The sequence below is a fragment of the Microbacterium testaceum genome, from assembly GCF_001476285.1.
Taxonomy (GTDB): Bacteria; Actinomycetota; Actinomycetes; order Actinomycetales; family Microbacteriaceae; genus Microbacterium; species Microbacterium testaceum_B.
Window position 1 is genome coordinate 1 of the sequence record NZ_LDRU01000036.1, and the last position, 23,385, is coordinate 23,385.

Consider the following 23,385-nt stretch of genomic DNA (forward strand, 5'->3'; position numbering starts at 1 on the left):
CGTACATCATCATGCTGACCGGGCTCGAGGAGGAGGCCGACGTCGTCCTCGGACTCGGCGCCGGTGCCGACGAGTACGTCGTGAAACCGTTCCGACCGCGCGAGCTGCGCGCGCGCATCGAGGCGCTTCTGCGCCGGCCCCGCGCCGCCGGGACCGCTGGTGCCGCCCCGCGACAGGACAGCGTGGGCCCGTCCTTCCCGGCAGCACGCCCGGCCGAACAGCAGGCACCCGCGGCCGTCCCGCCGACGGCTCCCCCACCCGCCGCGACGAGCGTCCCCGTCGTCGTTCCCTCATCCCAGGGCCCGGAGCCCCGGGAACACGCCGGCGCGGAACTCGCGACGCGCCCGTCGTCCGACGTCGCCGCCCGATCGAACAACGCCGTCACCCCTGGCGGCGGCCCCTGGATCGTGCACCGCGACCTCCAGCTCGACCCCGACAGCCGGATCGTGCTCGTCGGCGGCGACGAACTGGAGCTGACGCGCACCGAGTTCGACCTCCTGGCGACGCTCATGGAGTCGAAGCGACGCGTGCGGAGCAAGGCCGACCTCACGCTGGTTCTCCGAGGCGAGTCCTACGTGACCAGCTACTTCGTCGGTGAGGCCGACAAGCGGGCGATCGAGGCACACATGACCAACCTCCGCCGCAAGCTCGGCGACAACCCCGCGAACCCGCGCTACATCGAAACGGTCCGCGGGGTGGGGTATCGCCTCACGTCCGAGTTGATGGCCGCTCCCTGATCCTTCGCCCCTCCGGCGGATACAACGGATGCCTCGACCCTCCCCAGGGCCGAGGCATCCGTGTTTTCTGACGCGTTCGGGTCGCGATCAGATCGGGTGTCCGTCACACCTTGAAGCCGTGGTGACGACGGACGAGCTTGGAGAACATCAGGAGGGTCTGCAGAACGGTGACGACACCGACGATCGGCCACCCGATCCACAGGATCGACGACTGCACCATGGGGCCGACCATGACCCAGATCACGGCGAGCGCGACGGCGACGGCGAGGAGCACGACCATCGGGGCCCAGTGGCCGAGTCCGCCACCGCGTTCGGCCTTGGCCTGCATCGCCCAGTTGTCGACCTTCTTGCGGGACAGGAAGCGCGTCCACGAGCGGACGAAGTGGCTGATGCGAATCCACATGAAGATCTCGGCCGGGAAGAAGAGCACGGCGAACAGGATGTCCCGACGGTTGACGGCCTTCATCGTGCGCGCGATGCGCAGGTTCAGCAGCATGGCGATCACGGGCGGGATGAGCCACAGCGGCGAGAAGACGAACGCACCGATCGAGAGCGATCCCGCGAGCAGGGTGAGGAACGCCACGCGGACGAAGAGGTTCGTCAGCATGCCGAAGTTCTCGAACCACCGCAGGCGCAGGTTGGGGTGGAAGGGCTGCCCCTTGGTGTCACCGCGCTGGCCGGGCCACATCAGCTCGATCGCGCCGTAGGTCCACTTCACCTGCTGGGCGTCGTACCCGGAGAGCGTCGTCATGCCGCCCACGTCGGCGCGGGCGTACGGGCTGATCTTGGTCAGGTAGCCGGCGCTCTTGATCTGCAGCGAGAGGAGCGAGTCCTCGACCTCCGAGTCCTTGACCCACGGGGTGACCTGGTGGTTCTGCTTCATCGCGTCGCGGAGCGCGTTGGTCGAGAAGATCGAGAACTGCCCGCCGAGCACGGCCATGTTGCGTCCACGGAGCATGTTCTGCAGGTTGAAGGCCGCGAACTGCGTGCGCTGCCCGGCGGTGAGGAACTTTGCGACCACTCCCTTGATGGGGCGGTCGTCGATCGTGTAGATCGCCGAGATACCACCGATGCGGGAGTCGGAGACGGCCTCGGTCTCGAGGTACTCGACGGCTTTGCTGTCGGCGATGGTGTCGCCGTCGACGCCCAGGAGGTAGTCGTAGCCCTCGACGAGCGAGTACCCGTAGTTGAGGGCACCGACCTTCTTGTCGGGGTTCTTGCCGATGTCGTGGACGAAGACTTCGGTGAACTGCTCGCCGAGATCGGTGACGACCTCGTGAGGGCCGCTGTACTCGGACGCGATCTTGACGGTGTTGTCGGACGTGTTGTTCACCACGACGTGGATGACATCGGGCACGCGGGTCTGGCCGAGAAGCGCCTCGATCACGGCGGCGATCGACTCCTCCTCGTTGTACGCGGGGATGACACAGCCGATCGTCGAACGGTGGACCGAGGTGTTCTCCAGCACCGCCGCGAAGTCGTCGGCGAAGCCATGCTCCGAGGCCGCCCCGCCGTTCACGTCATCGGACGTGTAGGCGAGTGCCTTGGTGTGAGGGGCGAAGCTGCGCGCATCGGTCATGGCGGTGTCTTTCCTTTTCGGAGGGGTGGCGTGTCGGCCATGTCCCACTCTGGTAGGTTCACCGCAAGACGCCCGCCGCGATCCGGCACCGTCCCCGCAAGATTCCCTCAAGATCCGCTCAGGGGAGCAGGAGCAGAAAGCGCCCGCCGATGGCCGTCCTCGATCTCATCGCCGCCGTCGCCGCCGCCGCTCTCTCCGTGACGCTGCTCTTTCTCGCTCACGGCCGTCACGGTGACGATCGCGGAGGGCCGCGTGCCGAGCTGGTCCGCTACTTCGGGATCGCGGCGCTCGCCGCGCTGGCGTGCGCTTTCTTGAACATCCTCGAAGAGATGGGCGGCGGCACATTCGCCGCCGCCATCGGCAACGCCACGAACGTCTTCGCCCCCGCGTTGGCGTGGGCGGGGCTTCGGCGCCTCAACGCGCGACGGGCGATCGGTGCGATCACCGCGGGCGCCGGCGCCATTCTCATGCTCGGCATGACGTACGTCATGCCCCTCGACGACGCCATCCTCTGGAAGACCTTCGGCATCGCCGCCTTCAGTACTCTGGCCGCGATGGAGGCGCGCCGCGCACCGGTCAGCGCGATCCGCGGGACATCCCTTCTCGCCGGATCCCTCGCGGTCTTCGCCGCGTACAACGCGAGCCGCCTGGTCGTCGCCGGTGCGACGGGGATCAACTCACCGCTCTGGGAGAAGGTCAGTTCCGCAGAGCTCACCTCGGTCGTGAGTGCGCTCACCATCTGCGCCGTCACCATCGCCACCCTCCAGATGGGCCGGCAACTCGACGACGACCCTGCCCCCGGGACGCGAGCGCACGACCGCGGGGCACTTCGACGCGAGGCCCACGATCTGTTGGAAGAACATTCGGCCATCGACGTGGTCGTCGTGCGCATTCCCGAAATCGACCTCATACGGGCCGCCCACAGCAACGAGCGCGCCGAGCAGATGCTCACCGCCCTCGTGGATGCCGCTCGCGAGACGCTGTCCGCGGTCGGCGCGGGGGTGCCCGCGCGCGACACCGTCTTCTTCCTGCTCCCGGCGGGCGCGGAGGTCGCTCGGGTCGAGCAGTCCGTCCGCGACGCGTTCGCCACGGCGATGCCGCTGATCGGGTACGACGACACCCCGGATCTCTTCTTCGAGCATCACCGGGTCGGTGATGTCGACGGGGTCTCGATGCTCATGGAGAGCCGCCGCCTCCGACCGCGCCAGCCTCTCCCCCACTGACATCGGTGGGAGCCTGGCGGGGAGGGCGCCGTGCCGAACGAGCGTCGAGGCCGGGTCAGCCCTGGTCGCTCGTCTGCCCCCATCCGGGCGCGCGACCGTTGGTGTCGGTGGTGGTGCTCTGGGGGGTCGTCTGCGTGTTGTCGGTCGGATAGATCGCGATGGGGAGGTACTGGTAGACCGTCTGCTGGCTGAATGACGCGTCCGTGTTGGCCGTTCCTTCGACCGCGACGTTGAGCGCGAACTCGAGAGTGATGCCGTATGTGTCGTTCGGCAGCTGGCGGATCGAGGTCGTGGGCACCAGCAGACCGCCCTGGAAGCTGTTGAGGAGCAGTCCACGGTCCGACCGAAGCGTGTCCGACGGCACGAGGGTGCGCGGATCGGCGCTGAACTGGAACGGGTTCGACACCTGTCCCCCGGTCTGGGCGGTCTGCGACGTGATGGAGACCGAGGAGAGATAGACGCGACGCTTCTGCGTCAGAACGGCCTTCTCGTCGACACGGTGATCGTAGACGTTGACCGCGAAGCCGAGCTGCTTCTCGTTGGTGGGGGTCCACTCCATCGTGCGCTTGGGGTCGACGGCCCAGACGTCGAGACGGACCTCGAGGCCATCGGCGACCTCGGACGACAGGGTCACCGAACCGTCATAGGTGAAGCGCGAGTCGAACGGCATGCTGGTCGACGCCGCTTGCGGGGCGGTCGTCGGCACGACCACGGACTGATTCGTGGATGAGTGGCCCTGGAAGGCGTTGAACGCGTCGATGACCTGGCTGCACCCGCTGAGGGCGATCGGTCCGACGATGAGCGCGGAGGTGAGCGCGAGCGCGCGCAGAACGCGTCGGCGAGGGGTCGTGGTCACGGGTGTCTCCTGAGGGAGGGCGCTTGTGCGCAGAGGTCGATGAACGACCATCACACTGCGGGATGCAGGCCTCAGGGGGAGTCTGACCGGACGACGTGCCCCGGTGGGCACAAACGGCGAGCAGAGACAGGATGGCGCGCAGAAGACTACACCACCGTCGATACACTCGAAGACATGTCAGCCGGAAGGAGCGCGAGTTCGGCAGCACCGATCCGGGCGCTGGAAGTCGACGAGGGGTCCACTCCCAGTAGTCGAACGCGTTCCGTCTGGCTCCTGCAGCTCGTGCTCGGAGCCAGCGTGGTGATCACCGTGCTGCTCACTCAGGCTCTCGAGCCGTCTCTCTTCGCCGTGTGGACGTTCTCGACGGGCGTCGGCGTCGTCATCGCCCTGACCGCGGTCGCCATCATCGTGCCCTGGCATCGCCTCCCGCGAAGTGCGGTGGCCATCATCCCGTTCGGCGACATCATCGGCATCGGGCTGCTGAGCTTCGGCACCGATCTGCGCTTCGGGTTCTTCTGGGTGTTCCCCATCACGTGGATCGCGACGCACTTCGCCGTGACCCTGTTGATCTCGACCCTCGCGACCGTCGGCGTCATCATCGTGATCGACGCCGCCGCCAACGGGTCCGGACCGGCGACCGCTCTCCGACTCATCGTCGTCCTCCTGTCCCTGACGTTCATCGGAATCACGGCCTATCTCTCGTCGAGGCAGACCCGCGCGTTCAAACAGCTCTTGCGACGCCAAGCCAGTCGGTTGCAGGGCACCCTGCAACGCGTGACGGGTCAGGAGAGGCGCGTCTCGCAGGTGCTCAACGGGCTCGACACGGGCATCGCGCGCATGTCGGCGGACGGCGAGGTCCTCGCCCTCAACGACACCTACCTGTCGCTGTACGGCATCGATCGCGACGAGCCGCAGCGGCCCGGCAGCGCCGTGGAGTACGCGACCCTGCGCGGCGAGCCGCTGAGCGAGTCGGAGCGCCCGTTCGCCCGTGCCGCGCGAGGCGAGCAGTTCGACGACGAGCGGGTCTGGCTGTTCGACGTAGATGGGGCGTGGCACGCCCTCTCCGCTTCCACCCGACGCCTCGTCTCGTCCGACGAGCCGGAGAGCACGCTTCTGATCGTCCACGACATCACCGCTCTCATCGAGGCCGAGCGTGCACGCGAAAGATTGGCCGCGACGGTCTCGCACGAGTTGCGCAACCCGCTGACCGCGATCATCGGTCACGCCGATCTGGCTCTCGACGACCCTGATCTCTCGCCGAAAGTGCGGGAGCAGCTCGAGGTCATCGCCGGCGCCGGGGAACGCATGCAGAAGCTGATCTCCGAGATCCTGGCGAACTCGCGAGGTGTCTTCCGGGAAAAGGACACGCCGAAGACCGCGGATGCCATGCGAATCATCGCGTCGTCGCTGGAATCCTTCCGCCCGGCCGCCGCGTCGCGCCGAGTCAGCATCATCGACGATCTTCCCGACACCGCCGAAGTGGTCGGCGATGCGTTCCGGCTCCGGCAGGCTTTCGACAACATCCTGAGCAACGCGATCAAGTACACCCCGGGCGGCGGCACGGTGCGTCTCTCCGCGGAGGTCGGCGACGAGAGCGTCGTCCTGCGATTCGCCGACACGGGGATCGGCATCCCGGCCGAAGACCTGCCGCGAATCTTCGACCCCTATTTCCGCTCACGCGCGGCCCGAGACAGTTCGACGCCGGGGACGGGCCTGGGGATGGGGATCGTCCGAGGGATCGTCGAAGAGAACGGAGGCACCGTGTCACTGGAAAGCGAACTCGGATCCGGCACCACGGTGACGGTCGTCCTCCCGATCCCGCTGAAGGATCGCGAGGAGTGACGGCGGTAGAGACCCTCGCGAATCTCAGCCTCGCGCAGGCGACGGTCACCACCCTCGCGTCGATCATGATCGTCAGCCTGGGTTTCCTCCCCCGCCCTTCCCGCGCGGCCTTGCTCTGGTCGCTGGCCTTCCTGCTCGCGATGAGCAGCACCTGGACATCGGTCGTCGGCGTCGCGGTCGGCGACGAGTCACTCCGCCGTGTGGGGCTGGGGTTGATGCTCGGCGCGCCGGCGCTCATCTGGTCGGGCTTCCGGGCGCGGCGGGGCGGGCGGGCCCTGCCGTGGGTGGGTGCGCTGCAGGGAGTGTGCTCGGCCGTGCTTTTCCTTTTCGCACAGGATGCCGCCGCATACGGCCTCGTGTTCCGTCTGGCGTTCCTCGCCGCCGCCGTGTTCGCGGGGCTGACGATCCTCGAGCTGAGGCGCTCCCCCGACGGACGGGAGCGTCTCATGCTCCCTCTCCTCGTCGTCTCGGCTGGGTTCGTCGTCCTCGCCCTGGCGAGCGTGGTCTCGGCGATCGTGGCTCCGGCAGCGATCGGTGACCTCCAGCTTCCGCGCCTGCTGAACGGGCTCGCGATGCTCATCTACCTCGTGTGCGCGACCGTCAGCCTGCTCTACTTCACGTCGGTCTCCCCCGGGTACTCGCTCACGGCGACCGCGTGGCCGCAGTTCGCCGTCACGGCATCCGATCGTCTGCGACGTGCGGGCCGTGCCGCAGAGCCCGGCTGGGTGGCGCTCTCGATCCAGGTGGACGATCCGACTCACCTGCGCAGCGCGGCGGGCGACAACAACTGGGCGCACATCATCTCGGCGTTCGAGTCGCTCATCACCGAGGTGTTTCCCGCCGAAGCAGACATCGGACGCAAGGCGAGCGGTCATCTCGTGGTCGTCGTGGCGCGCCCCGACACCGTGGTCCGTGAGTACGTGCGAACGGTGCTCCGCCGATTCACCGAGATGGATGCCACGTCGTGGATCGCCGTCCAGCTCTCGGCCAGCGTCGGGTGGGTACCCGCGGAAGCCGCAGGTTACGACTTCGATGCGCTCGTCGAGCAGGCGGACACGGCGGCGTCGACGGCTCAGCGTCTCGGCGGAGACCGGTGGGAACGCGTCCGGCTCTGAATCAGCCGGCGGATCCGCCGCCCGCGATCGCGACAGTGAGCGTGTCGCTGGCCGTCTGCTTGGCGTACTCGTCCGACGTGGGCGTCGCCTGCACGAGGTACTCGTAGGTGAATTGCAGGGTGACAAATGTGGCGTCGGCCGGGACTTCGCCGACGTTGAACGTCTGCGAGTAGCTGTACGGCGCGAGTACGAGGTAACCGGGTGCGTTCGACTGGTCGGTCTGAGCGGCGAGCGGCGCGAAGGACTGCGTCTCGTTCCCCGGGACCGCGGTCATGGTCGCGCGTTGGAGGTAGACCTTCTGACCGTCGTCGGGCGTCACCGTCGTTACCATCGACAGGCTCACCGGCTTCAGAGCGGTGGGAGTCCACTTGTCCATCGACAGCGTGGACCAGTAGTTCACTGTCGCCGAGACGGCCCCGGCGGTGACGGTCTTCTGCGTCGAACCGCTGGAGAGGTCGTTGGGCACCGGCTGGGGCGCCGGCGAGGAGACCTGCGTCGGCGACGGAGACGCCGGCGCAGCGTTGCCGCCCTGCGCCCACGGCGGCGCTCCGCACCCGGCGACGGCGAACGTCATCGCCACACCGACCGCGCCCAGCACGACACGACCACCACGCGCCCGGTTCCGCATGCACCCTCCCCCGTCGCGGTCAATTCTAGGGTGACGCGCACCACCCGGGCCTCTGACGCCCGCTCGAGGGCGTCCTATTGTTCGTGGGTGATCGGTACTCATGATCGTCGGCCGGCGGGTCGGGCAGAACGCGTCTTCGCCTGGAGCCTCGGGGCCGTTCTCGTCGTCGGGCTCGTCGCCGCCGCGTGGATCGGCGTGCGCGGGGGCATGGCCGTCGCTCACCTCTCGTCCGCACGCCAGACGCTCCAGGCAGCAGAGGCCGACCCGCACGATCCGCCGACCATCGCGGTGGCGCTCGCGACCGTCCGGGACGACACCTCCGCGGCCCGCTCCCTGACGAGCGACCCCGTGTGGTCGTGGGCGGAACCGCTTCCGTGGATCGGGCCGCAACTCCGGGCTCTCGCCGTGTCCTCCGCGGCGCTGGACACCGCCGTCTCCGAAGGTCTCGGGCCGCTCTCGTCCGCGGCATCCGGGCTCTCCACGGACGTCCTGCGGCCCCGGGAGGGCGCTTTCGACACGACCGTCATCGCGTCGCTCGAACCCGAGGCCGACGCCGCCGCGACGCACCTTCGCGCCGCGGCGGACGAACTGTCCCGCATCGACACGGCACCGCTCCTCGGTCCGCTTCGAGACGGCGTCACGCGCGCGCGAGAGCTCGTCGACGGCGCAGCGTCCGCATCGGACGCTCTCCATCGAGCAACCCTGCTGCTCCCGCGCATGCTGGGCGCCGGCGGACAGCGGTCCTACCTCGTCCTGTTCCAGAACAATGCGGAATGGCGTTCGCTCGGCGGCATCGTCGGCGCGGTCGCACAGGTCGACACGCAGGACGGGCGCTTCGCGCTCGTCGACCAGGCGTCGACGTCCGATTTCCCGGTCGAAGCCGAGCCGGTGGTCGATCTCCCCGGCGAAGTCCAGGATCTCTTCGACACGCGACCGGCGCGCTACATCCAGAACGTCACGCAGGTACCGGACTTCACCCTCGGTGCACCGATCGCCCGAGAGATGTGGAAGCGCCTCCGCGGGCGGACCGTCGACGGCGTCATCACCCTTGACCCCGTCACCCTCGGCTACGTCCTGAAGGCGACGGGGCCGGTCACCTTGCCGACCGGCGATCACCTCACGCCCGACAACGCCGTGCCTCTTCTGCTGCAGGAGGTCTATCAGCGATACCCCGACCCCGCTCGTCAGGACGAGTTCTTCCGCGCAGCGACAGCGGCCGTCTTCTCCGCTCTCGCCGAGGGGCGCGCCGATCCCGAGCTCCTTCTCGCCGCCCTCATGAGGGCCGGTTCCGAGGGCCGGCTGATGCTCTGGAGCGCGGATGCCGACGAGCAGGCGATCCTCGACGGAACGACGCTGCAGGGCACGCTGCCCGATGACGGCACGGATCGGTCCACGTTCGGGGTCTACCTCAACGACGGTACCGGGTCGAAAATGGACTCCTACCTGCGCCCGAGCGTCGACGTCGCGTGGTGCGGGCAGGACTCGGCGGTGTTGGGCGTCACGCTGCGCAACGACGCCCCGGATCCGGCCTCCCTGCCCTCTTATGTGACGGGAGGCGGCGAGTACGGAGTCCCCGTCGGCGAAGCGCTCACGGGCGTGTACGTCGTCCTCCCCGCCGAAGGGAGGTTGGAGGAGTACGCGTCGACGACGGACGGCATACCGCCGGGCTTCGCGGGTGGAACCCTCGAGGGACGACCCGTGTTGAAGTGGTCCGTTCAGCTTGCGCCCGGCGAACAAGCGCATCTGGACGTGCGCGTGTCCACGCCGTGGACGCCGCATCTCGGTGCCGTTGTGACGCCGACGATCGTGAGTCCGGCGATCGGCCGCGGAGCCACCGGCTGCGGCGGGAACTGATCGAGGAACAGACGGGTCACCACGGGCACACCGCCCGGCCCTGGTGAAGTCCACAGCCTCAGCTCGTGAATACGCCGCGATATGACGGCACCCCGGCGGACTCCTTCGAAAGACTGCCGTCTGGGGCGATCCTCACCGGCAGAGGTCGAGCGGGTCGCTCTTCGACTTCCACCCGGCCACCGTGCCACCGAGATGGGACCCACCATGAAGAACACGATCCTCCGCGCTGCTGCTGCGGTCTCGCTGGCCGCAGCCGTGTTGTTGGCACCGACCGCCGCCAACGCCTACGTCGATCCGTCCGCCATCACCGCGACGCCGAGCACGATCGCTCCGGGCGAGTCCTCGACCTTCACCACGCCCGGCACCCCGTTCACGGGTAACGAAGACGTGCTGATCTCCATCACCGGAGAAAGCGCCTCGGGCGCAACCCTCGGCTTGGTGAAGACGGCGGTCGAGACCAACTCCAACCTGCACACGAGCGCGAACGCCGGCAAGCTCAACGTCCGGATCACGTTCCCCTCGAACGCCATCGGAACCTACAATCTGACCTTCACGGGCGCGACGAGCGGCACCGTCCTGCACGCCCAGGTGCTCGTTGTGAAGGCGAGCCCGACCCCGACGACGCCGCCGGCCTCAGCGGGGCTGGCCAAGACCGGCATCGACGGCGGCGCCACCACGGGTCTGTGGATCGCCGGTGGCGCGCTCGTCGCCACGGGCGCCGCGGTAGGTATCGGCGCCGTCGTGCGCCGTCGTCGTCAGACGGCCGCCTGACGCTCACACGCGAGAGAGAAAAGGTGGGATCGCCCCTTCGGGCGATCCCACCTTTCGCGTCCCAACGGCTGGGCGCTCGTCGATCAGGAACCAGCGAACGTGGGCGACGTCGATACCTCGGCGGTGATGAGAATCGGTAGGTGATCGCTCAGCCCTTGCGGCAACGTGCGGATGTGAGCGATGTCGAAACCCACCGAGGTGGCGAAGTCGTAGTGCCCGCGGAAGAAGCGGTACCGGGTGTACGTCCGTGCGTCACTCAAAGTGAGCTCGTACCCCTGATCGCGCACCTTCTGTCCCAGGTTCTCCTTGAAGACCGGGTAGTTGTAGTCGCCGACCATGAGAGCGGGAAGCCCCGGTCCGAGGTTCTGCAGCTCGTTGAGGGCCGTGCGGATCTGGTGCCGTCGAAGAGAGTTCAGCGCCGTCAGTGGCGCCGCGTGGAACGACGCCACGATGATCTCGCGGCCGTCGTCGATATCACGCAGCCGCACACCCAGCATTCGTTCCTCGGCCGGCTTCAGAACGTAGTCGTGCAGCGACTTCTTGAGCGCGATCGCGCGCACCTCCACGGCCCGGAACGTGTTCTCCCGGTAGTAGACGGCCAGGCCGAGGCGATTGCGCTGGGTCGCCTCGGCGAGCCGGAGACCTGAGATTTCGAGAGGAATGTCTCGCGTGTCGCACTCTTGCAGGCACAACACGTCGACCGCGTGCTCGTCGACGAGTTTCGACAGCTCACCGGCGGCGCGGTGCTTGCGGAGGTTGTACGAGATGACCTTCATGACGGCACCAGCCTAGAGCCGCGCTCTCTCGCGCAACGGGGGTTGCGGATGCACTCTTGGACGATTCATGCGCCGATGTCGTCGGCATCCCTCCGGTTCCGCGTCTGTTCGGCGCGAGAGGCCAGCAGATCGTCGGCAGGGTATCCCACCTGCGCGAGCACCAGCCCCCGTGCTGCCAGCACCTTGGTGTCGGGGGTCCGGCGCCCGTCGTCTCGGATGCGGACCACGTCCTCCACGTCGAGGCGCCCCTCCCCCACGGCCACGCACGCGCCCACGAGCGCGCGGACCATGCTGTGACAGAACGCATCCGCTCGCACGTTCGCGACCAGGATGCCGTCATCCCCGCGCCGCCAGTCGTACTCGAGCAGGGTGCGGATCGTGGTGGCCTCCTCGCGAGCCTTGCAGTAGGCCGCGAAGTCGTGCAGGCCGATGAGGCGCTGAGCAGCGATGTGCATGGCCTCGACGTCGAGAGGAGCCTTGACCGTGGTCGTGCGCAGGCGTTCCAGAGGGTCGTATCCCGAGTTCGCGTCCGCGACCCGATAGGTGTACCGCCTCCACACCGCCGAGAAGCGCGCGTCGAAGCCCGCGGGGGCGAGCGTGGTGCGGTGCACGGTCACGTCGGGGTACGCGCCCAGAACGCCGCGCACACGCCCCGCGAGGGCAGCGACGGCGTCGTCCTCGTCGCCTTCGCGGCGACGACGCGGCAATCTCGCCATCTGGTGGTCGTCGAGATCCAGGTGCGCCACCTGTCCGGACGCGTGCACGCCGGCATCCGTTCGTCCCGCCACGACCAGACGCGGGTCACCGCCCAGAATGCGCGCGAGGGCATCCTCGAGGGTTCCCTGCACGGTGCGCAATCCCGGTTGTCGGGCCCACCCCCGGAAGTGCGTTCCGTCGTAGGAGATGTCGAGTCGAAGACGCACCCCTCCAGCCTACGGCGACCCGGAAACACGACGAAGCCCTCACCCCGGTGGGGTGAGGGCTTCGTTGGAGAGCGGAACTCAGGCCTTGGCGTCGTCCGAGACGGCGTCCTCGGCAGCAGCCTCAGCGGCGGCACCCTCGTCCTGCGACTCGGCGCCGGCCTCAGCCGACTCGTCGACCGCGGGGGTCTCGTCGACGACGGTCTCCTCGGCGGCGGGCTCCTCAGCCGGGGCGGCAGCAGCAGGAGCCGCGGCGGCCTTCGACGACGAGGGCTTCTTCGTCACAGGCTCGAGAACGAGCTCGATGACAGCCATGGGGGCGTTGTCACCCTTGCGGTTGCCAACCTTGGTGATGCGGGTGTATCCGCCGTCACGCTCGGCCACCAGCGGCGCGATCTCCGTGAACAGGGTGTGCACGACTTCCTTGTCACCGATCACGCTCAGCACGCGGCGACGCGCGTGCAGGTCGCCACGCTTGGCGAACGTGATGAGACGCTCAGCGAGCGGGCGAAGGCGCTTGGCCTTCGTCTCGGTCGTCTTGATGGACTTGTGCGTGTACAGCGCTGCGGCGAGGTTCGCGAGAAGCAGACGCTCGTGGGCCGGGCCGCCTCCGAGGCGGGGACCCTTCGTGGGCTTAGGCATTTCGTGTTACTCCAGTAGGAAGGTTCGGTCGGGTCTGACGGGGTCAGACGGTCTCTTCGTCGTAGCCGCCGAAGAACTGGGCACCGTCGAAGCCGGGCACCGAGTCCTTGAGCGAGAGGCCGAGCGAGACGAGCTTGTCGCGCACCTCGTCGACCGACTTCTGACCGAAGTTGCGGATGTTCATCAGCTGGGTCTCCGAGAGGGCGACCAGCTCGGACACCGTGTTGATGCCCTCGCGCTTAAGGCAGTTGTACGAACGAACCGACAGATCGAGGTCCTCGATCGGCATCGACAGCTCGTTCGAGAGAACGGTCTCGACCGGCGCGGGGCCGATCTCGATGCCCTCGGCCTCGACGTTCAGCTCGCGGGCCAGGCCGAACAGCTCGGTGAGCGTGCGCCCGGCCGAAGCGACGGCGTCGCGCGGAGCGATCGAAGGCTTCGACTCGACGTCGAGGACGAGCTTGTCGAAGTCCGTGCGCTCGCCGGCACGGGTCGCCTCGACGCGGTAGCTGACCTTGAGAACGGGCGAGTAGATCGAGTCGATCGGGATCTGACCCGCCTCGGCGTACTCGTTGCGGTTCTGCGTGGCCGAGACGTAGCCGCGGCCCCGCTCGATGGTGAGCTCGAGCTCGAACTTCGCGGTGTCGTTGAGGGTCGCGATGACCAGATCGGGGTTGTGCACCTCGACCCCGGCCGGAGCCGAGATGTCCGCGGCCGTGACCTCGCCGGAGCCGGTCTTGCGCAGGTACGCGGTGATGGGCTCGTCACGCTCGCTCGAGACGACGAGCTGCTTGATGTTCAGGATGATCTCGGTGACGTCTTCCTTCACGCCCGGGATCGTGCTGAACTCGTGCAGGACGCCGTCGATGCGGATGCTCGTGACGGCCGCGCCGGGGATCGACGACAGCAGGCTACGACGCAGGGCGTTGCCGATGGTGTAACCGAAGCCGGGCTCGAGGGGCTCGATGACGAAACGACTGCGGAACTCCCCGACCTTCTCCTCGGTCAGAGTGGGACGCTGTGCGATGAGCACTATGTGTTCCTTTCGATCACGTGCCCGCTATATGACACGTGTAATGGGGTGAGGTGTTGAGTTGTACTCGCGGGATGCTGTGGGGACCGCGACCGCGGGTCTCGGCATCCGGAAGTCTGAATCGCGCGTGAGCGCGGCGTTCCCGGGGAGCGAAGAACTCTCCCCGGGAACAGACGCGTCAGACGCGGCGACGCTTGGGCGGACGGCAGCCGTTGTGGGCCTGCGGCGTCACGTCCTGGATCGAGCCGACCTCGAGGCCGGCCGCGGTGAGCGAACGGATCGCGGTCTCACGACCCGAACCCGGACCCTTCACGAAGACGTCGACTTTCTTGACGCCGTGCTCCTGCGCCTGGCGGGCGGCCGACTCGGCGGCCATGCCGGCGGCGTACGGCGTCGACTTGCGCGAACCCTTGAATCCGACACCGCCGGACGAGGCCCAGCTGATGACGGCACCCGAGGGGTCGGTGATCGAAACGATCGTGTTGTTGAACGTCGACTTGATGTGGGCCTGACCCACAGCGATGTTCTTCTTCTCTTTGCGGCGCGGCTTGCGCGCGGCGGACTTGGCCTGTGCCATGTGCGTTCTCCTGAATCCTGACGCTCAGCCCGCGGCTTAGCGCGCCTTCTTCTTGCCGGCGACGGTGCGCTTGGGGCCCTTGCGGGTACGCGCGTTCGTCTTCGTGCGCTGACCGCGCACCGGGAGGCCGCGGCGGTGGCGCAGGCCCTCGTAGGAACCGATCTCGACCTTGCGGCGGATGTCGGCGGCGACCTCGCGACGGAGGTCACCCTCCACCTTGTAGGTGCCTTCGATGTGGTCGCGCAGCGCGACCAGCTGGTCGTCGGTGAGGTCCTTGACGCGGACGTCCTGGCTGATGCCGGTCGCGTTCAGGATCTCGACGGAGCGGGTGCGGCCCACGCCGTAGATGTAAGTAAGTGCGATCACCACGCGCTTATCGCGCGGGATGTCGACGCCGGCAAGACGTGCCATGCGGCTCTCCTCAGAGTGTGCTGGAGGTGTGGAGCAGGATCGGTGCTCGGGCCTCCGCCCCGAGGTGTCCCCGCCGTTCGGTCGCTGAGCTCGTCGAAGCGTCCGAGTGGCGGATCTGATCCTGCCGGTGTGTATTCAGTTGGAGATGACGTCGAGTGGAACGACGTCGAGCTGGAAGCTCAGCCCTGGCGCTGCTTGTGGCGCGGGTTGCTCTTGCAGATCACCATCACGCGCCCGTGGCGGCGGATCACCTTGCAGTGATCGCAGATGGGCTTGACGGAGGGGTTGACCTTCATGATGTTCCTGTTTCGCTGTCTTCGAAGCCGCGAGGTGCGGTTCGTTACTTCTCGGCCGGACTCAGCGGTAGCGGTAGACGATACGACCACGGGTGAGGTCGTACGGGCTCAGTTCGACGACGACGCGGTCCTCCGGGATGATGCGGATGTAGTTCTGCCGCATCTTGCCCGAGATGGTCGCGAGCACTTTGTGCCCGTTCGTCAGCTCGACACGGAACATCGCGTTGGGCAGTGCCTCGGACACCGTGCCCTCGATCTCGATGACACCGTCTTTCTTCGCCATAAACTCGCTCACGCTCAGTTGCAGACCGGCCGGTCTGCGGTGGATGGGGGTTCGGTGCTTCGACACGCCAATGAAGGCGCAACGCACCAAAGATCAAGCATACGTGGTAATGCTCAACCCGGCAACTCGCCGGGAGTGTCGTCAGCCGTTCAGACGGGCGACGATGTCCTTCTGCGGGTCACCGGTCAGGTCGGTCTTGTTGGTGAGGAGCGTCCCGTTCACGACGATGGTGGGAGTGGAGACACCACTCGCGCCCGACTGGATCGGGGTCTGACGGGTCATCGCCGTCACATACTTCTCGTAGGTGCCATCGTTGATGCAGGAGGTCACGGCATCCGATGCGCCGGCACTCGTCGCGATCGACGCGATCGTGGCGTCGTCCAGGCCCGACGTTCCCTCTGCGGGCTGCTGCGCGTACATCGCCTTGACGAAAGCGGGAATGTTCGCGGGGTCGTCGACCGCGACGCAGTAGGCCGCGCTGGCGGAACGCGTCGAGTACTGGGTCCCCTGCGATGACCGGTCGAGGATGGAAATCGGGTGGATGTTGAGCGTGATCGTGCCATCGTCGACGAGCTGCTGCAGGGTCGGTCCGTACGACTGCTCGAACGAGTTGCAGATGGGGCACATGAAGTCGACATAGGTGTCGACGGTCTTCGAGCCGGAGCCCACCGAGATCGCACCCGTGTCCGTGTTGACCGCCGAGGACTGCGGGAGGGTCCCGGGCGAGGTCGCCTGGCTGTTGGCGAACCACACGACACCGCCCACGACGAGCACGACCACCACCGCGGCAGCGGTGATGCCGATCGCGAACCAGTTCGTGGCCTTACGTGCCGCAGCCATCATCATGAATCGATCTCCTTCGGCACCACACCGAAGGGCGCCAGTTTTTCTGCACCACCGTCGGGAGCGGTGAGAACCCAGATGCCTCCATCGTGCACGGCGACGCTATGTTCCCAATGGGAGCCGGCTGTGCCGTCGATCGTCGACACGGTCCACCCGTCGTCCTCGACCTCGGTGGCCTGATCGCCGATGACGACCATCGGTTCGATGGCCACAGCAAGACCGGGGCGCACCTCCGGGCCCTTGTCGGCCACGGCGTAGTTGAAGACGCTCGGCGATTCGTGCATCTTCCGCCCGATCCCGTGCCCGACGTAATCGCGCAGGATGCCGTAGCCGCCTTCCGGCGCGTTGTCGTCGATGTACGCCTCGATAGCAGCCCCGACCTCCGCCAGGTGCGAAGCACGGCTCAGCGCCGCGATGCCCGCCCACAGCGAGCCTTCGGTGACTTCCGACAGGCGGCGCCGGGGAGCGACGACATCTTCCGGCGCGTCGCCCGGCACGATGACCGTGAAGGCCGAGTCGCCGTTCCACCCGCGGAACTGGGCCCCCGCATCGATGGACAGGATGTCGCCCGCCCGAAGGGGGCGTTCGCTGGGGATGCCGTGGACCACCTGCTCGTTCACCGACGCGCAGATCGTGTGGCGGTAGCCGCGCACCATCTGGAAGTTCGACTCGGCACCGCGCTCGGCGATGACCCGGGCGGCGGCCTCGTCGAGCTCGAGCGTGGTGACGCCCGGAGCGATCAGCGCGCGCACGGCGTCGAGCGCGGCGGCGGTGATCAGCCCGGGCTCCACCATCGCGCGCAGCTGAGCGGGCTTCTTGTAGATCGAGGAGCGGAAGACCACTGTCAGTCAGCCGAACGACGGCGGAGTCCGCGCGCGTCCAGCGCCGCGAAGATCCGGTCCGTGACGTCGTCGAGCCCGCCGACACCGTCGATCTCGTCGACGATCCCTCGCGTCCCGTAGACCCCGAGAATCGGGGCGGTCTCGCGCTCGTAGATGTTCAAGCGGGTCTCGATCGCCTCGGCCGTGTCGTCGGCGCGGCCCTGCTCGGCCGCGCGGGCGGTGAGGCGCGCCAGAGACTCGTCACGGGGAACCACGAGTGCGATGACGGCGTCGAGGGCCTCGTCGCGTCCGCCCAGGAACTCATCGAGGTGCATCACCTGCGCGAGGTTGCGCGGGTAGCCGTCGAGAAGGAACCCCTCCCCCGCGTCCGGCTGCGACAGCCGGTCACGCACGACCGCGCTGGTCAGCTCGTCGGGGACGAGGTCGCCGGCGTCGATGATCGAGGTGACCTGCTTGCCGAGGTCGGTGCCTGCGGCCACATTCGCACGGAACACATCGCCGGTCGAGACGACGGGGATACCGAAGGCCTCCGCGATGCGGACGCCCTGCGTTCCCTTGCCCGAGCCCTGTGGGCCGACGATCAACAGGCGTGCCGTCATCGGAGGAGCCCTTCGTAGTGGCGCTGCTGGAGCTGCGCGTCGATCTGCTTCACCGTCTCGAGACCGACACCCACGATGATGAGGATCGAGGCGCCGCCGAAGGGGAAGTTCTGGTTCGCGCCGACCGTGGCGAGGGCGACGAGCGGCAGGAGCGCGATGAGGCCGAGGTAGATCGAGCCGGGGAGCGTGATGCGCGTCAGCACGTAGTCGAGGTACTCGGCGGTCGGGCGTCCCGCGCGGATGCCGGGGATGAACCCACCGTACTTCTTCATGTTGTCGGCGACATCGACGGGGTTGAACGTGATGGCGACGTAGAAGTAGGTGAAGCCGACGATCAGCAGGAAGTAGATAAGCATGTACAGCGGGTGGTCACCGCGCGTGAGGTACTGCGAGATCCAGGTGACCCACGGGGCCGGCTCCTGACCGGCCTGGGGCTGGTTGAACTGCGCGATGAGCGCCGGGATGTACAGCAGCGACGACGCGAAGATCACCGGCACCACACCGGCCATGTTGACCTTGATCGGGATGTACGTGTTGGTACCGCCGTAGGTGCGGCGGCCGACCATGCGCTTGGCGTACTGCACCGGGATGCGGCGCTGCGACTGCTCGACGAAGACGACGAGCGCGACGACCAGGATCCCGACGGCCAGGACGAGGAGGAAGACCTCGACACCGCGCGAGTTGAGGATCGACATCATGGCGGCCGGGAAGGTCGCGGCGATCGAGGTGAAGATCAGGATGGACATGCCGTTGCCGACGCCGCGCTCGGTGACCAGCTCGGCGAACCACATGACGAGGCCCGTACCGGCGGTGAGCGTGATGATCATCAGCAGCTGAGCCCACCAGACGTCATTCGTCAGGAGCTGCTGGCACTCGGGGATGCCGGCCGAGCCGAAGAGCTGGCCGGAACGTGCGACGGTGACCAGGGTGGTCGACTGCAGCAGTGCGAGGGCGATGGTCAGGTAGCGCGTGTACTGCGTCAGCTTCGCCTGTCCCGCCTGGCCCTCTTTGTAGAGCGTCTCGAAGTGCGGGATGACGACGCGCAGGAGCTGCACAATGATCGTGGCCGTGATGTAGGGCATGACGCCGAGCGCAAAGATCGACAGCTGCAGCAGGGCGCCACCGGAGAAGAGGTTCACCAGCGACAGCAGACCCTCGGTGCTTCCGGAGTCGCTCAGGCACTGCTGAACGTTGGGGAAGTCGACGAACGGCGACGGGACATGAGCACCGAGCCGGTAGATGGCGATGATCCCCAACGTGAAGGCGATCTTGCGCCTCAGGTCGGGCGTGCGGAAAACCCGCGCGATGGCGCTGAACAAAGGGGATTCCTCCAGAACGATCTCGGCGCGCCGCAGGCGCACACCAAATCAGACTAACCCAGAAGGGGCCGACGGCCGTAAGGCCGCCGGCCCCTCCGGGGTTCGAGCGTCAGTTGACGGTGCCGCCCGCGGCGACGATCTTCTGCTCTGCGGAGCCGGAGACCTTGTCGACCGAGACGGTCAGCGCGACCGAGATGTCGCCGGTGCCGAGCACCTTGACCTTCTCGTTCTTGCGCACGGCGCCCTTGGCCACCAGGTCGGCGACGGTCACGTCGCCACCCTGCGGGTAGAGCTCGCCGAGCTTCTCCAGGTTCACGACCTGGTACTCGACGCGGAACGGGTTCTTGAAGCCGCGGAGCTTCGGGGTGCGCATGTGCAGCGGCATCTGCCCACCCTCGAAGCCGACCTTGACCTGGTAACGGGCCTTGGTTCCCTTGGTACCGCGACCGGCCGTCTTACCCTTCGAGCCCTCACCGCGACCCACACGGGTCTTCGCGGTACGGGCGCCCGGGACGGGACGCAGGTGGTGGACCTTCAGCACGCCGGGGCGCGCCGCGGGAGCTTCCTTCTTCTCAGCCGTCTTACGGGCCGAGGCCTTCTTCGGGGCGGCGACCGTGGCGGTCTCGTCCTTCTTGTCAGCCATTAGTCGATCTCCTCAACCTTGACGAGGTGGGCGACGGTCTTGACGTAGCCGCGCGTCTGCGCGTCGTCGGGACGGACGACCGAGTCGCCGATCCGCTTGAGACCGAGCGAGCGCAGCGTGTCACGCTGGTTCTGCTTCTCGCTCACCTTGGACTTGATCTGCGTGACCTTCAGACGCTCGGCCATCAGGCACCTACCTTCTGAGCGGCGGCCTCGGCGCGCACGAGGCGGGCCGGGGCGACCTGGTCGAACTCCAGGCCACGGCGAGCGGCCACGGCGCGGGGCTCCTCGAGCGACTTCAGCGCTTCGACGGTCGCGTGCACGATGTTGATCGTGTTCGACGAGCCGAGCGACTTCGAGAGGACATCGTGGATGCCGGCGCACTCGAGGACGGCGCGGACGGGACCACCGGCGATAACACCGGTACCGGCGGCGGCGGGGCGCAGGAGCACCACACCGGCAGCGGCCTCACCCTGGACGGGGTGCGGGATGGTCGAGCCCGAGCGCGGAACGCGGAAGAAGTTGCGCTTGGCCTCTTCGACACCCTTCGAGATGGCGAGGGGGACTTCGCGGGCCTTGCCGTAACCGACACCCACGACGCCGTTGCCATCGCCCACGACGACGAGCGCCGTGAAGCTGAAGCGGCGACCACCCTTGACCACCTTCGACACGCGGTTGATCGTCACGACGCGCTCGAGGAACTGGCTCTCGTTACGGTCGCGCGAACCACGGTCGCGCTGGTTGGTGTTGCGCTCGCGACCACCGCGACGCGGCTCGCGCTCACGCTCGGCGGGGGCCGTGGCCGCAGCCGCACCCTCAGCCGGTGCAGTCTGCTCGGTCACTTCGGTCTCCTTGTTGTCACTCACAGGTTCAGCCCTCCTTCGCGGGCACCGTCGGCGATCGCGGCGACACGACCGGCGTACCGGTTCCCGCCACGGTCGAACACGACGTCGGACACGCCGACGGCCTTCGCACGCTCGGCGACGAGCTCGCCGACCTTGCGGGCCTTGGCGGTCTTGTCACCGTCGAAGCCGCGCAGGTCGGTCTCGAGGGTGGAGGCGGAGGCCACGGTGTGGCCCTTGCTGTCGTCCACGACCTGGACGAACACGTGGCGCGCCGAACGCGTCACGACCAGACGGGGGCGCAGCTCGGTGCCAACGACCTTCTTGCGAAGGCGCGCGTGGCGACGTGCGCGAGCAACAGACTTCGACTGCACAGCCATGCTTACTTACCAGCCTTTCCGGCCTTGCGGCGGACGACCTCGCCCGCGTAGCGCACACCCTTGCCCTTGTAGGGCTCGGGCTTGCGGATCTTGCGGATGTTGGCGGCGGCCTCGCCGACAGCCTGCTTGTCGATGCCGCTCACGGTGAGCTTGTTGTTGCCTTCGACCGTGAGGGTGATGCCCGCGGGCGGGTCGATCAAGACGGGGTGCGAGAAGCCGAGGGCGAACTCGACCGAGCTGCCCTTCTGCGCCACGCGATAACCCGTGCCGACGACCTCGAGGCCCTTGGTGTAGCCCTGGGTGACACCGATGATGTTGTTGTTGATGAGCGTGCGGGTCAGGCCGTGGAGCGACCGCGACTCGCGCTCGTCGTCGGGGCGGGTGACGAGAACCTGGTTCTCCTCGACCGACACCTCGAGGGGCTGCGCAACGGTGAGCGCGAGCTCGCCCTTGGGGCCCTTGACGGAGACCTCCCGGCCGTTCACCGTGACGGTGACTCCGGCGGGGATGTCGATGGGAAGACGTCCGATACGCGACATGTCAGATCACCACACGTAGGCGAGGACTTCCCCGCCGACGCCCTTCTGCTCGGCCTGACGGTCGGTGAGGAGACCGGAGGAGGTGGACAGGATGGCGACGCCGAGCCCGCCGAGGACCGTGGGGACCTCGGTCGACTTCGCGTACACGCGGAGGCCGGGCTTCGAGACGCGCTTGATGCCGGCGATGGACCGCTCGCGGTTCGGGCCGTACTTCAGCGTCATGTTGAGGGTCTGGCCGACACGGGCGTCTTCGACGTTCCAGTCGGCGATGTAACCCTCCTGCTTGAGGATTTCAGCGATGTTGGTCTTGAGCTTCGAGCTCGGCATCGACACGGAGTCGTGGTGCGCCGAGTTCGCGTTGCGCAGACGGGTCAGCATGTCTGCGACCGGGTCTGTCATCGTCATGTGTTGCTTCTTTCGTTCATGAGGTTTCGCCTGCCGTTACACGACAGGCGACCTTCGATGATGGGCCCCCGGAAACCCGGGGGCCCAAGGATCAGGCCTGAGCGTCCGCCGCCTGGAACGGGAAACCGAGCTGACGCAGCAGCGAACGGCCCTCGTCGTCGGTCTTGGCCGTGGTGACGATGGTGATGTCGAAACCACGGACACGGTCGATGCGGTCCTGGTCGATCTCGTGGAACACGGACTGCTCCTGGAGACCGAAGGTGTAGTTGCCGTTGCCGTCGAACTGCTTGGGCGACAGACCGCGGAAGTCGCGGATGCGCGGCAGAGCGAGGTTGACGAGGCGGTCGACGAACTCCCACGCGCGGTCACCACGGAGGGTGACGTGCGCGCCGATGGCCTGGCCTTCGCGCAGCTTGAACTGGGCGATCGACTTACGGGCCTTGGTGACGACCGGCTTCTGACCGGTGATCTTGGTGAGGTCGTCGACCGCACCATCGATCACCTTGCTGTCACGAGCGGCCTCGCCGACACCGGTGTTCACGACGACCTTGACCAGGCCGGGGATCTGCATGACGTTCTCGTAGCCGAACTCGTCCTGCAGCGCCTTCTTGATCTCGGCGTTGTACTTCTGCTTGAGGCGGGGCTGGATCTTGCCAGTCTCCGCGGCAGTCACGGTGCTCATGTTCAGAGGTCCTTGCCTGACTTCTTCGCGAAGCGCACGCGGACGGTGCGCTTGACGCCGTCCTTGACCTGCTCCTCGACCCGGTGGCCGACACGGGTCGGCTTCTTGGTCGAGGGGTCGACGATCGCGACGTTGGAGATGTGGATCGGGGCCTCGAACGTCTCGATGCCACCGGTCTTGGTGCCGCGCTGGGACTGGCCCACGCGGTTGTGCTTGGTGACGTAGTTCACGCCCTCGACGATGACGCGGTTCTGCTCGGGAAGGACCTCGAGGACCTTGCCCTGCTTGCCACGGTCGCCGCCGCGCTCGGGCTTGGCGCCCGAGATGACCTGAACGAGGTCACCCTTCTTGATTTTCGCCATGATCAGATGACCTCCGGGGCGAGCGAGACGATCTTCATGAACTTCTTGTCACGAAGCTCACGACCGACCGGTCCGAAGATGCGGGTGCCGCGGGGCTCCCCGTCGTTCTTCAGGATCACGGCAGCGTTCTCGTCGAACTTGATGTACGAGCCGTCGGGACGGCGGGTCTGCTTGACGACACGGACGACGACGGCCTTGACCACATCGCCCTTCTTGACGTTTCCACCCGGGATCGCGTCCTTGACCGTGGCGACGATGACGTCACCCAGGCCGGCGTAACGACGGTTGGAGCCGCCGAGCACGCGGATGGTGAGCAGCTCCTTGGCGCCGGTGTTGTCGGCGACCTTCAGCCGGGATTCGTTCTGAATCACTTTTTACTCCTTGGGT

The 23,385-nt window shown here is 67.3% G+C and carries 30 protein-coding genes; 6 read left to right on the forward strand and 24 right to left on the reverse strand.

The window, feature by feature from the left end; genetic code table 11:
- On the forward strand, positions 1 to 737 hold a 737-nt coding region (locus NS283_RS07340), incomplete at its 5' end, for a response regulator transcription factor (protein WP_058596226.1).
- A gap of 103 nt (positions 738 to 840) precedes the next feature.
- Here the strand turns inward: NS283_RS07340 and NS283_RS07345 are convergent.
- Positions 841 to 2,316 (reverse strand): glycosyltransferase family 2 protein, encoded by a 1,476-nt coding sequence (locus NS283_RS07345; protein WP_058596227.1) that lies wholly within the window; start codon positions 2,314 to 2,316, stop codon positions 841 to 843.
- Between the two features lie 149 nt (positions 2,317 to 2,465).
- Here NS283_RS07345 and NS283_RS07350 point away from each other — a divergent pair, with 149 nt between their 5' ends.
- Complete coding sequence (locus NS283_RS07350; protein ID WP_058596228.1) at positions 2,466 to 3,539, forward strand: hypothetical protein; 1,074 nt, start codon at positions 2,466 to 2,468, stop codon at positions 3,537 to 3,539.
- A gap of 55 nt (positions 3,540 to 3,594) precedes the next feature.
- Here the strand turns inward: NS283_RS07350 and NS283_RS07355 are convergent, their stop codons facing one another.
- Entirely contained in the window at positions 3,595 to 4,395 is an 801-nt protein-coding gene (locus tag NS283_RS07355) for a fructose 1,6-bisphosphatase (protein ID WP_153003299.1), read from the reverse strand.
- 174 nt (positions 4,396 to 4,569) lie between these two features.
- Between NS283_RS07355 and NS283_RS07360 the strand changes: the two genes are divergently transcribed.
- Both NS283_RS07360 and NS283_RS07365 read left to right on the forward strand, forming a co-directional pair.
- A complete protein-coding gene (locus tag NS283_RS07360; protein WP_081317305.1) occupies positions 4,570 to 6,237 on the forward strand; it encodes an ATP-binding protein in 1,668 nt (555 codons plus the stop codon).
- Entirely contained in the window at positions 6,234 to 7,352 is a 1,119-nt protein-coding gene (locus tag NS283_RS07365) for a GGDEF domain-containing protein (RefSeq protein ID WP_058596230.1), read from the forward strand. The genes NS283_RS07360 and NS283_RS07365 overlap by 4 nt, the downstream gene beginning before the upstream one ends.
- Position 7,353: 1 nt before the next feature.
- Here NS283_RS07365 and NS283_RS07370 read toward each other — a convergent pair whose 3' ends face one another.
- Entirely contained in the window at positions 7,354 to 7,980 is a 627-nt protein-coding gene (locus NS283_RS07370) for a hypothetical protein (RefSeq protein ID WP_081317306.1), read from the reverse strand.
- A gap of 87 nt (positions 7,981 to 8,067) precedes the next feature.
- Between NS283_RS07370 and NS283_RS07375 the strand changes: the two genes are divergently transcribed.
- The gene (locus tag NS283_RS07375; RefSeq protein ID WP_058596231.1) at positions 8,068 to 9,834 is read left to right on the forward strand and encodes a DUF4012 domain-containing protein; all 1,767 of its coding nucleotides are present in this window, start codon (positions 8,068 to 8,070) and stop codon (positions 9,832 to 9,834) included.
- A 204-nt stretch (positions 9,835 to 10,038) separates the two neighbouring features.
- Positions 10,039 to 10,605 (forward strand): hypothetical protein, encoded by a 567-nt coding sequence (locus NS283_RS07380; protein ID WP_058596232.1) that lies wholly within the window; start codon positions 10,039 to 10,041, stop codon positions 10,603 to 10,605.
- 83 nt (positions 10,606 to 10,688) lie between these two features.
- Here the strand turns inward: NS283_RS07380 and NS283_RS07385 are convergent, their stop codons facing one another.
- From NS283_RS07385 to rplN, 21 genes are all read right to left on the reverse strand, one after another.
- Positions 10,689 to 11,381, reverse strand: a complete 693-nt coding sequence (locus NS283_RS07385; RefSeq protein WP_058596233.1) for an endonuclease/exonuclease/phosphatase family protein — start codon at positions 11,379 to 11,381, stop codon at positions 10,689 to 10,691.
- Between the two features lie 65 nt (positions 11,382 to 11,446).
- Positions 11,447 to 12,304: a tRNA pseudouridine(38-40) synthase TruA gene (gene truA, locus NS283_RS07390; RefSeq protein ID WP_058596234.1), complete on the reverse strand. Its 858-nt coding sequence runs from the start codon at positions 12,302 to 12,304 to the stop codon at positions 11,447 to 11,449.
- Between the two features lie 78 nt (positions 12,305 to 12,382).
- A complete protein-coding gene (gene rplQ / locus NS283_RS07395; protein ID WP_058596235.1) occupies positions 12,383 to 12,943 on the reverse strand; it encodes a 50S ribosomal protein L17 in 561 nt (186 codons plus the stop codon).
- A gap of 43 nt (positions 12,944 to 12,986) precedes the next feature.
- Positions 12,987 to 13,976, reverse strand: a complete 990-nt coding sequence (locus tag NS283_RS07400; RefSeq protein WP_013583989.1) for a DNA-directed RNA polymerase subunit alpha — start codon at positions 13,974 to 13,976, stop codon at positions 12,987 to 12,989.
- A 178-nt stretch (positions 13,977 to 14,154) separates the two neighbouring features.
- Entirely contained in the window at positions 14,155 to 14,553 is a 399-nt protein-coding gene (rpsK, locus tag NS283_RS07405) for a 30S ribosomal protein S11 (RefSeq protein ID WP_013583990.1), read from the reverse strand.
- A gap of 36 nt (positions 14,554 to 14,589) precedes the next feature.
- Positions 14,590 to 14,964 (reverse strand): 30S ribosomal protein S13, encoded by a 375-nt coding sequence (gene rpsM / locus NS283_RS07410; protein ID WP_013583991.1) that lies wholly within the window; start codon positions 14,962 to 14,964, stop codon positions 14,590 to 14,592.
- Between the two features lie 179 nt (positions 14,965 to 15,143).
- Positions 15,144 to 15,260 carry a 50S ribosomal protein L36 gene (gene rpmJ, locus NS283_RS07415; protein WP_005050492.1) on the reverse strand — a complete coding sequence of 39 codons (117 nt, stop codon included), beginning with the start codon at positions 15,258 to 15,260 and terminating at the stop codon, positions 15,144 to 15,146.
- Positions 15,261 to 15,321: 61 nt separating this feature from the next.
- Positions 15,322 to 15,543: a translation initiation factor IF-1 gene (infA, locus tag NS283_RS07420; protein ID WP_013583992.1), complete on the reverse strand. Its 222-nt coding sequence runs from the start codon at positions 15,541 to 15,543 to the stop codon at positions 15,322 to 15,324.
- Positions 15,544 to 15,684: 141 nt separating this feature from the next.
- Complete coding sequence (locus NS283_RS07425; protein WP_058596236.1) at positions 15,685 to 16,389, reverse strand: DsbA family protein; 705 nt, start codon at positions 16,387 to 16,389, stop codon at positions 15,685 to 15,687.
- Complete coding sequence (gene map / locus NS283_RS07430) at positions 16,386 to 17,228, reverse strand: type I methionyl aminopeptidase (RefSeq protein ID WP_081317307.1); 843 nt, start codon at positions 17,226 to 17,228, stop codon at positions 16,386 to 16,388. The genes NS283_RS07425 and map overlap by 4 nt, the downstream gene beginning before the upstream one ends.
- A gap of 2 nt (positions 17,229 to 17,230) precedes the next feature.
- Positions 17,231 to 17,827 (reverse strand): adenylate kinase, encoded by a 597-nt coding sequence (locus tag NS283_RS07435; protein ID WP_058596237.1) that lies wholly within the window; start codon positions 17,825 to 17,827, stop codon positions 17,231 to 17,233.
- Entirely contained in the window at positions 17,824 to 19,146 is a 1,323-nt protein-coding gene (secY, locus tag NS283_RS07440) for a preprotein translocase subunit SecY (protein WP_058596253.1), read from the reverse strand. Before secY ends, NS283_RS07435 begins: the two co-directional genes overlap by 4 nt.
- Before the next feature lie 109 nt (positions 19,147 to 19,255).
- Positions 19,256 to 19,789 (reverse strand): 50S ribosomal protein L15, encoded by a 534-nt coding sequence (gene rplO, locus NS283_RS07445; protein ID WP_058596238.1) that lies wholly within the window; start codon positions 19,787 to 19,789, stop codon positions 19,256 to 19,258.
- Positions 19,789 to 19,974, reverse strand: a complete 186-nt coding sequence (rpmD, locus tag NS283_RS07450) for a 50S ribosomal protein L30 (protein WP_013583998.1) — start codon at positions 19,972 to 19,974, stop codon at positions 19,789 to 19,791. Before rpmD ends, rplO begins: the two co-directional genes overlap by 1 nt.
- Positions 19,974 to 20,654, reverse strand: a complete 681-nt coding sequence (gene rpsE, locus NS283_RS07455) for a 30S ribosomal protein S5 (protein ID WP_013583999.1) — start codon at positions 20,652 to 20,654, stop codon at positions 19,974 to 19,976. The genes rpmD and rpsE overlap by 1 nt, the downstream gene beginning before the upstream one ends.
- Positions 20,651 to 21,010, reverse strand: a complete 360-nt coding sequence (gene rplR / locus NS283_RS07460; RefSeq protein WP_058596239.1) for a 50S ribosomal protein L18 — start codon at positions 21,008 to 21,010, stop codon at positions 20,651 to 20,653. The genes rpsE and rplR overlap by 4 nt, the downstream gene beginning before the upstream one ends.
- A gap of 2 nt (positions 21,011 to 21,012) precedes the next feature.
- Positions 21,013 to 21,549 carry a 50S ribosomal protein L6 gene (gene rplF, locus NS283_RS07465; protein WP_058596240.1) on the reverse strand — a complete coding sequence of 179 codons (537 nt, stop codon included), beginning with the start codon at positions 21,547 to 21,549 and terminating at the stop codon, positions 21,013 to 21,015.
- Between the two features lie 6 nt (positions 21,550 to 21,555).
- Positions 21,556 to 21,954 carry a 30S ribosomal protein S8 gene (gene rpsH, locus NS283_RS07470; protein WP_058596241.1) on the reverse strand — a complete coding sequence of 133 codons (399 nt, stop codon included), beginning with the start codon at positions 21,952 to 21,954 and terminating at the stop codon, positions 21,556 to 21,558.
- Between the two features lie 91 nt (positions 21,955 to 22,045).
- Positions 22,046 to 22,636: a 50S ribosomal protein L5 gene (rplE, locus tag NS283_RS07475; protein WP_058596242.1), complete on the reverse strand. Its 591-nt coding sequence runs from the start codon at positions 22,634 to 22,636 to the stop codon at positions 22,046 to 22,048.
- Positions 22,637 to 22,638: 2 nt separating this feature from the next.
- The gene (rplX, locus tag NS283_RS07480; RefSeq protein ID WP_058596243.1) at positions 22,639 to 22,998 is read right to left on the reverse strand and encodes a 50S ribosomal protein L24; all 360 of its coding nucleotides are present in this window, start codon (positions 22,996 to 22,998) and stop codon (positions 22,639 to 22,641) included.
- A gap of 2 nt (positions 22,999 to 23,000) precedes the next feature.
- Entirely contained in the window at positions 23,001 to 23,369 is a 369-nt protein-coding gene (rplN, locus tag NS283_RS07485; protein WP_013584005.1) for a 50S ribosomal protein L14, read from the reverse strand.
- Between the last annotated feature and the right edge of the window lie 16 nt (positions 23,370 to 23,385).